14 protein-coding genes are annotated in these 14,728 nt (G+C 38.1%); 8 read left to right on the top strand and 6 right to left on the bottom strand.

All coding sequences use genetic code 11. The features are described from left to right. Positions 1 to 116 precede the first annotated feature (116 nt). The 4 genes from BMW39_RS12165 (at position 117) to BMW39_RS12150 (ending at position 1,785) form a co-directional block, all read left to right on the top strand. Positions 117 to 428 carry a barstar family protein gene (locus BMW39_RS12165; RefSeq protein ID WP_034975773.1) on the top strand — a complete coding sequence of 104 codons (312 nt, stop codon included), beginning with the start codon at positions 117 to 119 and terminating at the stop codon, positions 426 to 428. Beyond that, complete coding sequence (locus BMW39_RS12160; protein WP_034975771.1) at positions 418 to 870, top strand: GNAT family N-acetyltransferase; 453 nt, start codon at positions 418 to 420, stop codon at positions 868 to 870. Before BMW39_RS12165 ends, BMW39_RS12160 begins: the two co-directional genes overlap by 11 nt. Positions 871 to 955: 85 nt before the next feature. Then, on the top strand, positions 956 to 1,459 hold the full coding sequence (locus BMW39_RS12155) for a DinB family protein (RefSeq protein ID WP_034975769.1): 504 nt from the start codon (positions 956 to 958) through the stop codon (positions 1,457 to 1,459). Then, the gene (locus tag BMW39_RS12150) at positions 1,459 to 1,785 is read left to right on the top strand and encodes a hypothetical protein (protein WP_034975767.1); all 327 of its coding nucleotides are present in this window, start codon (positions 1,459 to 1,461) and stop codon (positions 1,783 to 1,785) included. The genes BMW39_RS12155 and BMW39_RS12150 overlap by 1 nt, the downstream gene beginning before the upstream one ends. Before the next feature lie 12 nt (positions 1,786 to 1,797). Here the strand turns inward: BMW39_RS12150 and lnt are convergent, their stop codons facing one another. The 5 genes from lnt to BMW39_RS12125 form a co-directional block, all read right to left on the bottom strand. Next, positions 1,798 to 3,471 (bottom strand): apolipoprotein N-acyltransferase, encoded by a 1,674-nt coding sequence (lnt, locus tag BMW39_RS12145; protein WP_034975765.1) that lies wholly within the window; start codon positions 3,469 to 3,471, stop codon positions 1,798 to 1,800. Between the two features lie 68 nt (positions 3,472 to 3,539). After that, positions 3,540 to 4,262 carry a DUF2071 domain-containing protein gene (locus tag BMW39_RS12140; protein ID WP_034975764.1) on the bottom strand — a complete coding sequence of 241 codons (723 nt, stop codon included), beginning with the start codon at positions 4,260 to 4,262 and terminating at the stop codon, positions 3,540 to 3,542. 53 nt (positions 4,263 to 4,315) lie between these two features. Then, the gene (gene gldG, locus BMW39_RS12135; RefSeq protein ID WP_034975763.1) at positions 4,316 to 5,974 is read right to left on the bottom strand and encodes a gliding motility-associated ABC transporter substrate-binding protein GldG; all 1,659 of its coding nucleotides are present in this window, start codon (positions 5,972 to 5,974) and stop codon (positions 4,316 to 4,318) included. Between the two features lie 196 nt (positions 5,975 to 6,170). Beyond that, positions 6,171 to 6,899: an ABC transporter permease subunit gene (locus tag BMW39_RS12130; RefSeq protein WP_034975761.1), complete on the bottom strand. Its 729-nt coding sequence runs from the start codon at positions 6,897 to 6,899 to the stop codon at positions 6,171 to 6,173. Between the two features lie 41 nt (positions 6,900 to 6,940). After that, positions 6,941 to 7,510, bottom strand: a complete 570-nt coding sequence (locus tag BMW39_RS12125) for a CopD family protein (protein ID WP_034975759.1) — start codon at positions 7,508 to 7,510, stop codon at positions 6,941 to 6,943. A gap of 153 nt (positions 7,511 to 7,663) precedes the next feature. Between BMW39_RS12125 and BMW39_RS12120 the strand changes: the two genes are divergently transcribed. Both BMW39_RS12120 and BMW39_RS12115 read left to right on the top strand, forming a co-directional pair. Beyond that, positions 7,664 to 9,814, top strand: coding sequence for a M12 family metallo-peptidase (locus BMW39_RS12120; RefSeq protein WP_034975756.1), 2,151 nt, complete (start codon positions 7,664 to 7,666; stop codon positions 9,812 to 9,814). 225 nt (positions 9,815 to 10,039) lie between these two features. Then, entirely contained in the window at positions 10,040 to 12,184 is a 2,145-nt protein-coding gene (locus BMW39_RS12115; RefSeq protein WP_051879925.1) for a M12 family metallo-peptidase, read from the top strand. A 52-nt stretch (positions 12,185 to 12,236) separates the two neighbouring features. On the opposite strand, the gene BMW39_RS12110 is transcribed toward BMW39_RS12115, so the two are convergent. Then, on the bottom strand, positions 12,237 to 13,064 hold the full coding sequence (locus BMW39_RS12110) for an SAM hydrolase/SAM-dependent halogenase family protein (protein ID WP_034975755.1): 828 nt from the start codon (positions 13,062 to 13,064) through the stop codon (positions 12,237 to 12,239). Between the two features lie 102 nt (positions 13,065 to 13,166). On the opposite strand from BMW39_RS12110, the gene BMW39_RS12105 reads away from it, so the two are divergent. Both BMW39_RS12105 and BMW39_RS12100 read left to right on the top strand, forming a co-directional pair. Further along, positions 13,167 to 14,114 carry a PhoH family protein gene (locus BMW39_RS12105; RefSeq protein WP_034975753.1) on the top strand — a complete coding sequence of 316 codons (948 nt, stop codon included), beginning with the start codon at positions 13,167 to 13,169 and terminating at the stop codon, positions 14,112 to 14,114. Positions 14,115 to 14,171: 57 nt separating this feature from the next. After that, entirely contained in the window at positions 14,172 to 14,696 is a 525-nt protein-coding gene (locus BMW39_RS12100) for a hypothetical protein (protein WP_034975751.1), read from the top strand. Positions 14,697 to 14,728: the final 32 nt, after the last annotated feature.

Here is a 14,728-nt window from a genome sequence, read left to right as displayed (position 1 = left end):
GAAGGCTTCGAGAGCCTCCGCCTGAAAGTGTTGTCATCAATTGACGGCTTGAGCAAGATAGGTTGTCATCCTGAGGCTCTCGAAGGATATACAAAATAATAATCCATAATAATAAAATGAAAGAAATACTAATCGATTTTTTAAATATAGGAGACTACGAAGATTTCTATGAGCAATTGAAATCAAAGGTAGAATTGCCGGAACATTTCGGAGATAATTTGGATGCGCTTTCAGATGTGATTTCTGGCGGTCTGGAACTTCCAATTCATATCGAATTTGTGAATATGAGCGTGGACCAATTGGAAACTTTTGAAGACCTTTTGACAACTTTGGAAGATGTGGAGGAGGAAGTGGAAGATTTCACGTTCAGCTATTACCTTGAGCAGTACGAAGATGACGATGAAAATTTGGAAAGCGATGAAGAATAATACAAGAAAAGCAACCATCGACGACCTTTCGCAATTGGCTCAGTTGTTTGACGAATACAGAATGTTCTATCACAAAACCTCTGATATTTCCGGCGCAGAACAGTTCATTTCCGAAAGATTGGAAAGTGAAGATTCTGAGATTTTTGTAGTTGATGAAGAAGGAAAGTTGGGCGGTTTTGTACAGCTTTATCCTTTGTTTTCATCGACGAGAATGAAGCGTTATTGGTTGTTGAATGACCTTTACGTGAATCCTGAATTTCGGGGAAAAGCTTATTCCAAAGCGTTGATTGAAGAAGCAAAAAAGCTTTGCAGAACATCCAATTCTTGCGGAATGTACCTTGAAACCAGCAAAGAAAATATGATTGGAAATCAATTATATCCAAGTGCAGGTTTCAAAAAATACGATGAGGTGAATTTCTATGAGTGGGAAGTGGAATCATAAGATAAACGATAAATGATAATTGATAAATGATTTCATTGCGTGCCAAAAAATTGTAAATCTTGAATTTTAAACTTTAAATTAAAAAATGACTGATTTCGAGAAATATATCCAGCGTTATCTTGACCTTGTTCCGTCTGAAAATTGGATTGAGGAATTGAAAAATTCAGGGAATCAGACTTTGGATATTTATGAAACATTTTCCGAAGAACAAGCAAACTTTGCGTATGCTGAAGGAAAATGGAGTTTGAAAACACTTTTGCAACATTTGATTGATACCGAAAAAGTCTTTGCTTATCGTGGTTTGAGATTTTCCAGAAATGACCAGTCTTTGGTTTCCGGTTTTGATGAAGAAACTTGGGCGGATAATTCCTACGCTGATTCACGAACTTTGAAAAGCTTGATTAAGGAATTTAAACTGACCAGAAAATTATCAATCAAATTCTTTAAAACGCTTCCGGCAGAAGCTTTACAATTGATTGGAATTGCGAATGGGAATGAGATAAAAGTGGAGACGATTGGGAAATTGACAGTTGGTCATAACCTTCATCATTTGAATGTTATTAAGGAAAGGTATTTGCCGAATTTATAATGGACTTTTCTAAAGAAATACTCAACGTTGCATTAAATATGTCAATGGAATTCGGTGAAAACTGGTTGAAACCAATTCACGAAAGACTTAATAAAAAGTATCCGGAAATCTCTTCTGAAAATTTAGAAAAAATTAATTCAATCTGTAAAGAAGTGAACAAATTTGCAAATGACTATGTTTACGAAAGTGGTTCAGTTATTAATCAAGAAATCAGTTTTGTAGATTTCAATATATTCAAAGATGATATTTTATTAAAGTATAGTTGGATATCGAAAAATAATTTGAATCGCTTATATAATCAAAGCTGTTATTATGCAATGAAATGATTTTAAATATTTCTATTTCTTTCTAGTTAAATACTTCCTCCCAGGAATAAATAACAGCAACGCTCCAATCACAAACATCGACAATCTGGAAAGAAAATCGCCACTTTTGGTATAGAAAGTTTCGTGGTCAATGAGATTCACTTTTGCCACCAAAGCGCCTTTTGCGCCATAAGGTAAATCGTCTATAATGTCGCCTCGGGAATTGATGTGCGCGCTGGTTCCGCTGTTCGCAGCTCTGGCAATTTCTCGTCTGGTTTCTATTGCTCTTAGTTTTGCGTAATCCAATAATTGTTTGTGTCCCTGAGAATAGCCCCACCAGGAATCATTCGTCACAATCGTTAGGAGATTGGCTCCTTTTTTTACATAATCAGTCACGTATTCGCCATAGACACTTTCGTAGCAAATGATAGGCGCGATGACGGATTTGTTATAAGGATTGGCAAACACTTTTCTTTCTTTAGAAATGCCGAGAGAACGAGTCGTTCCACCTAAATCCAGCATCACATCACCCAAAATTGGTTTGAAGAAATTGATGTAAGGGAAAATCTCAACACCAGGAACCAACATTGCTTTGTGATAAACTTCTGGTTGCTGATTCGGGATGATTTGTATCGCCGAATTATATTCATCCACCCAGATTCCTTGTCTTTCAAGATAACTTGCTGTGACAGGTTTTTCCTCATCATCCTTATAAACGTAATGGCTGGAAATTCCGCCAGCAAAAACAGATTTTGGATGTTGCGTAAGGAATGTCATTATGTTATTAATAAGCAAACTATTTTTAAATCCGCGCTCACTGATAGAACCTGGTCCAGGCAAAGAAGTTTCTGGAGCAAGGTAAAGGTCAATGTCTTGCGGTGCTATTTTCGCATCTTCTGGTGGATTTGGGTCCACAAATTTTGAATTTTCGGTAGCTATTTTTAAAAGGTCGCTTTCAATGGTCAAACTGTCTTTTTGATATTTTTCATTGTAAGGGTCCAAAGCAGGTTGAAGCATTGTCACATTTAAAGTGCCGACCGTTTTTGGTGAGTAATTGTAATATTTAATTAAAGAAATTAACATCGGCACAACAATGAAGCCTGCCAACATCGATACATTTTTGATGAGTGGTTTTCTCTTGCGTCCAGCTTCCCAAATTCTAAAAGTATAAAATGCCAGGACATTACAAATCAAAATCCAAAAACTGCCGCCAGTTGCGCCCAAAGTGTCGTACCATTGGATGAATTGGTGATAATCTGCGAAGACATTTCCAAGATTCAGCCAAGGCCAGGTGAATTCCCAAACCAAGTGCAATTTCTCAAAAGCCATCCAGATCACCACAAAAAATACCAACCCGAAATAAGTGCCCTGACTTCTTTTGTAAAGTCGATAGAAGTGGAAAATGATCGACATAAAAAAGGCGTTCGTCAAAACCGGAAACAAAACGGCCAAAAGAGAATTGCTCCCGTCCGGAAGTTTGGAATTGTAGAGCCAACCCGTCGTAACCGCATTCCAAATGACAAACGTAAGATAGGACAAACCAAATATCGCCAAACTTTTCCGTTTGATATCACTGAATTTCGCAATGTTGTGTTCCATCATCAAAAGTGGAACGAATGCGAAAAATATAAAAAACGGAATTCCGTAAGTCGGCCAGGAAATGGCGAGCAAAACTCCGGATATTAAAGCTAATAGAAGGTTTTTCATTATTATCAAAATATGATTTAACAAAAATACTCATATTGAAGTTAATAAATGTGCGCAGGACAGACATTTTACATTGGTTCTTTATATTTGTCTGTTTCGCTTTTCCATTCGTGCTCAATATTTGTCATCAGCAAAGCGTTGTCAAAAGTCACTGAACCTTCTGGGAAAAGTTCTTCATTCTCAAAAAAAGATGATCTTACATTTTTTACATCAAGTGGTCGAACTTCCCAGTGATAAGCTTTCAATCTCAGTCCTTCGAATTTGTTGTGGTTTGGAGAATAACCAAGATCTCCCTTTTCAAAAAAATCGGAAACATTATTTAATGTTTGAAAAATTGAATTATCATTAAATACATTTGTTTCGGAAGCGTCAATTAAAATTTCGGTCTCATCAGAACTTTTAAAGTCAATATGATAATTTCCGTTATTTTCATTGACATTGAATTTTGCGTGGTAATGTTTCCCAGGGAATATTCGTCCGCCAACAAGAGTATTTAGTTTAAGTGAAGTGTCTCGCCGTGGAATGTAAACTCCAGATTTGGTCTCTCCATTTTCGTCCCATTCTACGGCAATTCTGTGAGCGCCATTTTCTGAGTTCACTCCAAGAAAGTCAGGAAGTCCTTTTGGTTTAATGTGTTTTAATCTTATTAAACAAATTCCAACGATTGCTTTTTCCTTATAAAGTTTTGGTCTGAATGGAAATGGGATGATTTTCTCAACTACTTTTGGGTCAGCTGTGAAGTTGATTAAAATTCTTCTGTCAATGTATCCGTGAATTGTTGGGATTTTCATTTTATGAAGGTATTTACAATGTTGTGAGGAACATTAGGAAATGAAATTAATTCTTACGAAAATCTCTTCTTCCGCATAAAATAAAATCCAGCGCCCAAAACTCCCAAAATCCCCAATGGTAAAAGCAAATTGATCCATTGCCATTTCGAGCGTTCTTCGTCCACGCGTTCTCTGTCCAGCAAACGGATTTCGATGGTTCTGTTGCGGAGTTCCATCATATTGCTGTCGTCCAAAAGATAATCCAAGGCATTTCTGAGGAACTGCGCATTCCCATAATGTTCTTTGGTAAGCAGATCTTCACCCAAAGGAAGCGGTTTTCCTTTCCATATCTGGTTTCTTGCAATGTCGCCATCGGCAATCACGAGCATTTTGTTTTCTGCGCTTTGAGCTTTGAAACCTGGATAAGCATTTTTCTCACTTCTCGTCGCGTAGGCTGAACTGAATTTCCCTTCCAAAGCCACAGCGAAAATCTTCGGTGGCGTAGGACGTTCCATCTCACCGATGCTGTCTGCGCGCACAATCTCGGACAAAGCTACATAATTCGGAACCGTTTTGCTGATAGTTCTTTCGCTCGATTCGAACAGAACTTTGGTCTTAATATTTGGTCTTCCCAATGTATCAATAGAAGTTGGAAACTCGAATTTTACAGGATTGATGTTTTTCGTAATCGGGTTTTTTGTTTCTGATATTCCCAACGGAAAATAAGGCCATAGAAAACTGCTGTATTGCGGATTACCAGCCACTTCGCCCGAAACAATCCTGATCAAAGCCGACTTCTTCATATCCTTCGTCAAAGCAGGATTGATCCTTAGTCCATAATTGAACATAAAATCCGTCAGGTTGAGGTCAAGCGGATAAGCCATAATCTTCTTCGCTTGGAAAAGTGTGTCCATTTCGGCATTCACAGCATCCAACATCCAAAGGGTTTTTCCGCCATTCATAATGTATTGGTCAAGAATGACTTTCTCTCCATCGGTAAAAGCTTTTCTTGGCTTTGCGATGACGAGCGCATCCATTTGTTTAAGCTTTGGAACATCGGCAAGGGAAAGTTCGGTTTTGTTTTCCGGAATCACGGGGCCAACATTGTAATTTTCCATCGCCACGTCCAAAAATCCTCGGAATTCATCTGGACTTAGTTCCTGCTGATTCACCAAAAATCCAATATTCTTAGCTGTTTCTTCCGTCATTCCTTTGATGGTCGAGGCAAAATTGTATTCTAGATTTTCAATCGATTTGTTGAGTTGAGTCGATGCATCAATTCCAGATTGCTGAATGATGAGCGGCACCGAAGTCCCGTAACCATTGTATTTGATCGCGGCGTAAGGAAACATCACGATTTCCGAGATCTTTCCATCTTTCATATCCGGAAGGATCGAAGGTTGCATTCCCATTCCGGCCAAAGTATCTTGCGGAATTTTCTCTGCAATCGGATCACGGAATTTGTAATCGATTTTCGGATTGATCTTTCGGAATTCGTCCAACATAAATCTGGTCTCATTCTGAAGCTGCTTGAAGGAAGCTGGGAAATCGCCATCCAAATAGACTTCTATCGTCATCGGTTTGTTCACGCTTTCCAAAACTTTGATGGTGGAATCCGAAAGCGTGTATCGTTTTTCCGCCGTCAGATCGAAACGTTTGTAAACCAATCCGCTCATCCCGATGATGAGAAGAACAGTGATAATGATAAGGGTGATTTTATTTTTTTTATTCATCTTAATTAGTTGACAGTTGTTAGTTGTCTGTTGATGGATTTTTTTTAATTATTTGGGCAGCTTTATCCGTCTTCCGTTCCCAAACTTTCACTCTGAGGCTCTCGAAGAGTTCATTCAAAGATTTTATGCTGAGCTTGTCGAAGTAGGCTGCAGATTCAACGTATAAAGTCTTAACTCGTTATTCTTGTTTCTTTCCTTACTTCTTTTTCCAGACAAACCAACTCGCCAATCCCAATCCCAGGAATATCACGAATAGAAAGTAAAAAACATCTCTCGTATCAATCTGTCCTCTGGTGAACGCTAAAAAGTGTTGGTAGAATCCAATATTTTGTAGAATGTAATCTGCGCTTCCCAATAATTTGTAACTCGCCAATTGCTCGATCCCGAAGTACGAAATAAAACAAATGAAAACGCCCAAAAGATAAGCCGTGATTTGATTAGGTGAAAGCGATGAAGCCAAGATCCCGACTGCGGAAAAAGCAGCAATCAAAATGATCAAGCCAATATAACTTCCGAAGGTCATACTTCCATCAATATTGCCTTCCGGAACGCCCAAAACGTAAACGGTGTAATAATAAATCAAACTTGGTAGCAAACATAAAACCCCAACCAACCAAACAGAAAGGAATTTTCCACCAACGATTTCCGTGATCTTCACAGGTTGAGAAAAAAGCCAAAACAAGGTTCCAGATTGTTGTTCTTCAGCCAAAGTTCTCATACTGATTGCGGGAATGATGAACATAAAAAGCCAAGGTGAAAGCACGAAAAAACTTTGCAGCGTTGCGCTTCCGATATCGAAAATATTAAAATCATTCTCGAAGAAGAAAAGGAAAAGTGCAGAGATGACACTGAAGGCAGCGATGATGATCCACGCGCTCCAGTTTCCGAAAAAATTCCAAAGTTCTTTTTTGAATATTGCGATCATAATTAAGTTGTAAGGTGATGGTTTATAGTTGATGGGTTTTATTATTGATTCTTTTCCTTTAATTCTTTTGTCTTATTTCGATTGACCAGTTTTACAATGGAAGTAATTAAGAATATAATGCCGAAGAATCCTAAGATCAATTGCCACCAATATTCTAGAACGTAATATTTAAGGATTACTGTAAAAACCACTGCAAATAAAATAAACGTTGCAATCTCATTGAACTGCCGAAGTTTGATATTGCTGGTCGGTAAAATATTACCATTCAGTTTTTTAAGTTCTTTCACCTTTTTCCAACACCAGAAATGGTAAATTCCCAAGCCGACTAAAAATGTTAGTTTCAAATGGAACCAAGGCGTTTTCATCAATCCAGAATTCAGCAAGATCATGGTCAATCCAGAAAGTAACATCAATATTCCGGCTGGAAGCGTGATGATATTCCAAAGTCTGACGGCCATAAAGATGTATTGATTTCTAAGGATTTCCTGTTTCACCTCATCAAAATCATCCGTGTCCTTATAGTAAACAAAAAGCCTGACCAAGTAGAAGATCCCAGCAAAGTAACTTACCATAAAAATAATGTGAATCGCTTTGATAACAGAATAAAGCATCGGAAAATTTTTTGCAAAGATACTTTTTATTGATAGAAGATAAAACAGGAATGTGGTGATTCGGTTTTGAGTTATTTGTGTTAAAATAAAAATATCATTACCGAATATAAATTATAATCGTTTATTTTGTATCAAATAAATAAAAATTAAAGTATGAACAGAAGATTACAATTGTTTGTGTTTTTGGTTTTCGGTGTATTGGGATTTGCACAATCACTAAGACCTATCGCAAAAGAAGTCAATGATTATCACGCTCAGCGGATTACTTTCAAATCTGTAGTGCCTTTCAGTTTGGATAACAGTGGGAAGCAAGCGATTTATCAGCAGGCTGCAAGAGACGCGAAGGTTTTGAAACTTGACAACAAAAAGCTGTCGGCGATCTTGTCCGAAAGACCCGAAGCTATAGAAATGACATTTCCTTTCGAGGATAGAGAAATTACCGTAGAACTGGTGAAAGTCGATATCTATTCCAACGATTTCAAAGCGGAAACCAATAAGAAAGTGGTGACAGATTACAAAAAAGGTGTCTTCTACCGTGGGATCATCAAAGGTGATAATAGATCTGTGGCAGCATTCAGTTTCTTTGATAATGATGTTATCGGTGTGGCGTCTGCTCCTAATATTGGAAATGTCACTTTGGGTAAAGCTGTAGCTTCCGAAGATTTTGTCGTTTACAATGACCAGAAACTGACCGGGAAAAATCCATTCATCTGTGCGGCAGATGAGATGATGGAAAATGAAAAACAAAAGATAAACTATAAACCAACTTCGAAAGCGCCGCAGGCTACAAATTCTTGTGTAAGGGTTTATTATGAAGTTTGTAACAAGCCTTTCCAGCAAAATAATTCTAATGTTACGGCAACGATCAACTGGATTTCTGCCGTTCACAACAACATTAATACTTTATACGTCAATGATGGTGTGAAAATGTCTCTCAAAACCATTTTTGTATGGGAAACTGCAGATCCTTACACCGGAACGTACAGTCAGAATCTTGCAGCATTCAGAACGAACAGACCTACCTTCGATGGTGATCTTGCCCATTTGGTAAACTATCCATCTACAACAAGTGTTGCCTACCTTAACTCTTTGTGTGGTACTTACAAATATGCATATTCCGGGATCAATATGACTTACAATAATGTTCCGACTTATTCCTGGACCATCATGGCAATGACTCATGAGATGGGACATTCCTTAGGTTCTCCTCACACGCACGCTTGCGCATGGAATGGTGATAATACACCTATTGACGGCTGTGGAGCAGTAGCAGGATATCCTGAAACAGGTTGTGATCTTGTAGGTCCGATCCCAAGTGCTGGCGGAACGATCATGAGTTACTGCCACCTGACCTCTGTCGGGATCAATCTATCTTCAGGATTTGGAGAACAGCCAGGTGAGCTGATCAGACAGACAGTAGATTCCAAAGCTTGTCTGGGTGTGGATTGTACGACAGCTTGTGCTATTACCGTTAGCACTTTGGCAGTCAGTAATATCACCAAAACAGATGTCACGGCTACAATTACAGATGCAGCGTCGACACAATGGAAATATAGAGTGATCAAAATGGATGGTTCTGTTGTCAAATCAGGATCTACGAACACAAAAGTAGTTACTGTAACAGGCCTTTCTCCAAATACTTTCTATAAATTTGAGGTTGGGACAGATTGTTCAGGAGCTTTTCAAAGAAGTCAGATTTTCTTAACTGAGGATGACTGGTGTGGGAAAACTGTGACAGATTCTGGCGGGGAAACTGCTAATTACACAGATAATGAGACCTGGACCAAAACCTTTTACCCAAACAATGGAAATCAAAAACTGAAGATGACTTTTCAGGAATTTGATCTGGAAGAAGGTTATGACTTCTTAACGATTAGAAATGGACTTGCGACTTCTCCAGTCTTTTCTGGCGCTAACAATTTGTCAGGTACGACTTTGCCAGGTTCTTACGAATCTACGCATGCGACAGGAGCAATTACAATCACATTCCGTTCAGACGGAGGTGTTACCGCGAAAGGCTTCAAAGCTAATTTGAGTTGTGCTGTTTTGGCCATAGACGATCTGTCCAATTCGAAAGAAATGTCTGTTTCTCCAAATCCGGTTAAGTCGAACTTCAAGATTCAGGGAAATGATAAGATAGAAGTGGTGAAGGTTTTTGATAATTCTGGCAAATTGATCAAAACATTTGATGCCAATTCTGTATCTAAAAATGATTACGACGTTTCTAAATTAAAAACGGGCAACTATGTCATCATGATAAAAACAGATAAAGAAACCTTGACCAAGAAAATCATCAAGGAATAAAAATTCATTATTAATTAAAAATAGCCGGAATGTTTATTTCGGCTATTTTTTTTGAATCATAAATAGATTATTAGCAATTTAATTGAAGTGGTTTTATTTAATAATAGAATATTATGTGAGATATTTAAATTATTTTAATTAAAGTATAATAGTTAAAGTTCCAATTTCGAAATGAATTAAAGAAAAAAAACACTTTTTTTGTATCATAAATTTAATGATATAATTATGAAGAGAATTTTACAGCTGTTATTTTCTGTGTCTATGGTTATTTTTGGATTTTCTCAAAATCTGAAACCAATAGCACAAAAAGTAGCAGATCAAAAATCAAAAAACAGAAGCTTTGTAAAGCTAAGTCCTTTCACGAGAGATGTGAACTCCAGAAATGCTAACATCTATAAAAATGAAGCCACAGATGTTACGGTGATGCAACTGAAACCTTCCGAGTTGCAGACGATTGTGGATGAAAAACCGGAAGCACTGGAACTTACCTTTCCATTCGAAGGTGCTGATATTACAGTAGAATTGGTTAAGAATAATATTTTCACCAATGATTTCAAAGTAAGTACAGATAAAGGTGATAAGGCTTACACACCAGGTGTTTATTATCAAGGAATTATCAAAGGCGATAATAAGTCTGTCGTGGCTTTCAGCTTTTTTGATAATGATGTTGTAGGTGTTGCCTCCGGAGATCAATTTGGAAACATCGTTTTGGGAAAAACTAAAAGTTCGCAGGATTTTGTGTCATACAGCGATTATAAATTGAAAGCTAAAAACCCATTCTCTTGCAGCGCTGAAGAACTTCCGGAGAATGCGGCAACTAAGATTTCTTTTGACCCTAGAAAACAAGCGTCTAGGTTAACTGCCAACTGTGTGAGAATTTACTTTGAAGTTGGTTTTGGACCTTATACTCAAAACGGATCTACTGTCCCTGCAACAACGAATTGGGTGACAGCGTTGTTCAACAATGTGAAAACATTGTATGATAACGAAAATGTAAATGTGGCAATGAGCGAAGTTTTTGTTTGGACCACTACCGATCCATATTCTGGGACGCCAAGCGGAATTCTAAATCAATTCAAAGCGGCAAGACCAACTTTCAACGGCGATCTTGGTCAGCTTTTGAGAAATCCTGCTACAACTAGTGTAGCTTGGGTCAATGCTCTGTGTACAGTTAATAAATATTCTTATTGTGGTGTCAACTCCCAAAATGTTGCCGTACCAACTTATTCTTGGAATATCGAAGCCATGACGCATGAGCTGGGTCACAATCTGGGTTCGCCTCATACTCACGCTTGTGCCTGGAATGGTAATAATACGGCCATCGATGGTTGCGGACCAGCATCTGGAAATGACGAAGGTTGTGATGGACCACTTCCTACGACTACCAAAGGTACCATTATGAGTTATTGCCATTTGGTCAACTCTGTAGGGATCAGTTTCGCTAATGGATTTGGAGAGCAACCTGGAGATCTGATCAGACAAACGATTGATTCCAAAGCTTGTATGAGTGGTGACTGTTCCAGATCTTGTGAAGTCACTTTGACCAATATGACTTTGACCAATGCTACAGAAACTGCCATCACGGTTACAATTGCAGATAATACATCAACCTCTTGGAAATACAGAGTTTCAACAACGGATGGAACAATCGTAAAATCAGGCATTTCTTCTGAAAAGGTCATTAATATCACAGGTCTGTCGCCAAATATTTTTTACAAAGTGGAAGTCGGGACAGATTGTTCACCTTTATACCAAAGATCTTTGGTGGTTTTGACAGGGGATAACTGGTGTGGAAAGACCGTTACTGATACGGGTGGAGAAAATGCCAATTACTCAAATAATGAAAACTGGACAAAAACTTTTTATCCAAATCAGCCTGATCAAAAATTGAAAATCTCTTTTACAGATTTTGATTTTAATCAGAACGACTATATCACAATTAGAAATGGAACTGCAGCGTCACCTGTGTTCGCTGGTGCAGCAAGATTGACAGGTACCACAATTCCGAGTGACTATGAATCGACTCATGAATCTGGAGCAATTACAATTACTTTCAGATCCTCAACTGGACAAACGAGACCTGGTTTCAAAGCTAACTTCAGTTGTACAGCACTGGCGGTAAATGATGTAGTGAATTCCAAAGATATCTCACTGTCTCCAAATCCGGTTAAAAACCAATTCACTCTGAATGGAATTAATAAAATAGCTTCTGTTGAGGTTTATGACAACTCAGGGAAATTGGTAAAACAGTTTGATACTGAAAGTCTATCAAAAAATACATTCGATGTTTCGAGACTGAAAACTGGAAACTACGTTGTGAAAATCAAAACAGCAACTGACAGTTTCAGTAAGAAATTGATCAAACAATAAAAGAAATAATATTTCAAGCCATAAAAAAACCGACAGCGATGTCGGTTTTTTTTTATTCAAATTCTACATATATTTTCTCGCCCGTACTCATTCCGAATAGGGAAGAGGCGCCATTTAGAACACTGCCTTTATAAATCGTGATCTCCAGCAGATCGGCATCATTGAAGATAACAGACGATTTCCCATGGAATTCCTGCTCTCTTTCCCAATCGGTCACCACATCGGTATATTGGTCCATGATCTTGGACAAAACAATATTTCTGAACTTCACAGTGAAATTACCAGAGATGGAAGCGTATTTTTCAAAAAACTTTCGGCTAATATTGGAAACCACATTCCCAAAATTGTCAACATACATCACTTCCCCGATGATCATTCTTTCATTCTCATTGTAAATGGCTCTTGGGAAAGAAACATCTTTGATAGTTTTGATCTTTCTTCCGATCACTTCAGGCAAGCCGCCTTTGTAAAGGTGCATGGCTGCAGGAACAAATATTTCTGTGGCCGGAAAGATCACTTTGTCATCAAAACGATTGTTCAGTGTGATCTCATAGATGGCCTCTGGTTTAATATCAAAGAACATCAAATTTGTAATGCCGTTGTCTGCAGAGATGAAATAATGTCCATCGATCTTCGCCAGAATATTCTTTCTCGATTTGTGATAAAAACTATCAACCGCAATGATGTGAACGCTGCCTTCCGGGAAAAATTTGTAGGCATTTCTGACGATGTACGCGGTCTGTAAAAGATTGTAAGACGTGATGTTGTGCGTGATGTCGATCACTTTTACTTCTTCACTCCAGCTTAGGATTTTACCTTTCATACTTGCGACGCGATGGTCCACAAGTCCGTAATCTGAAGTGAGTGTAATGACTGACATATTTTTTGTATTTGTTGCAAATTTAATATAAATCAATTTTTAAAGACTAATATCGTATCAAATCTATTCATATATTTGTTAGACTAACCACTATTATTATATATGTTCGAAATAAATTATGAACTCGAGGGCATAAACACCAAAACGTTTTATGGTGTTCAGAATCAAAATTTCAATCTGATAAAATCCAGCTTTCCGACACTCAAGATCACAGGCAGAGACAACTTCGTATTCGCAATGGGAAACAGGGAAACCTTGGACCTGCTGAAGAAAAAATTGGATGATGTCTCCGATTATATTTCCAAGCACAATTCCTTAGAAGTAAAACAATTGGAATCTCTACTCAAGCTAAAAGACGATTCCGAAAAGCAATTGGTCTTCGATCAAGACATCATTGTAAAAGGCGTCAATGGAAAAGTCATCAAGGCTAAGACGACCAATCTGAAAAAACTGGTAAAGGTTTCTGAGAAGAAAGATATGGTCTTCGCAATTGGTCCTGCGGGAACGGGAAAGACCTACACCAGTGTTGCATTAGCTGTAAGAGCACTACGTGACAAAGAGGTAAAAAGGATCATCTTGACCAGACCTGCCGTAGAAGCTGGCGAAAGTCTTGGTTTTCTTCCCGGAGATCTCAAGGAAAAATTAGATCCCTACATGCAACCTTTATATGACGCTTTGAGAGATATGATCCCACACGAGAAGCTAGAAGGCTACATGGAAAAAAGGATCATCGAAGTGGCACCTTTGGCTTTTATGAGAGGAAGAACGCTGGATGAAGCGTTTGTGATTCTGGATGAGGCTCAAAACACGACCCATTCCCAAATGAAAATGTTCCTCACCAGAATGGGAATGAATGCAAAGTTCATCATCACGGGAGATCCAAGTCAGATCGATCTGCCAAAAAATCAGCAATCTGGGTTAAAAGAATCCATGACCATCTTGAAAGATGTAGAAGAGATTGGCTTTGTGCATCTTACGGAAGAGGATGTGGTAAGGCATCCTGTGGTCAAAAAGATCATCATGGCCTATAACAGCATAGAGAGAAAGTAGAATTTGATTTTGGTACAAATCTTGGTGCGTTTTGTGTGAAATTTAATTTTATAAACTATGAAAAAGATATTTTTAGCTGCAGCTATTGCAGTATTTGGCTTCACGCAAGCTCAGGAAGGTTTTAAATTAGGTGCTCACATTGGTGCTCCCACAACTGGTAATTCAGATTTTACATTAGGGATTGATGCTGCTTACAGATGGAATCTTGCAAAAGGTTTTGATCTAGGTGTTGCAACTGGATATTCCCATTTTATTGGTAAAAGCTATGATTATCCTGGAGGAAGAGTGAAAGGTGATGACTTCGGATTCATTCCGGTAGCAGTTTCTGGTAAATATTCATTCTCAGGTGCGCCGATAGCAGTTGGTCTAGACCTGGGTTATGGAATTTCAACCAACGAAAATGTAAACGGAGGTCTTTATGCATTGCCAAAGTTTATGTATAATATGCCAGTTGGTGAATTGTACGTAGGTTACCAAAGTATCTCAGGGAAATATGACAGAAGATACTATGATGACCGTCCGATCGCAGGAAAAGAATCAGTTGGAGCTGTAATTGTAGGTTTCAATTTAAATCTTAAATAAATTTCTTTTAAAAATAATATAAGCTCCAGTAG

Origin of the sequence: Epilithonimonas lactis (genome assembly GCF_900110605.1) — a bacterium.
Lineage (GTDB): Bacteria > Bacteroidota > Bacteroidia > Flavobacteriales > Weeksellaceae > Epilithonimonas > Epilithonimonas lactis.
The sequence above is the reverse complement of the archived record's forward strand: the minus strand, read 5'-3'. Positions and strand labels throughout refer to the sequence as shown.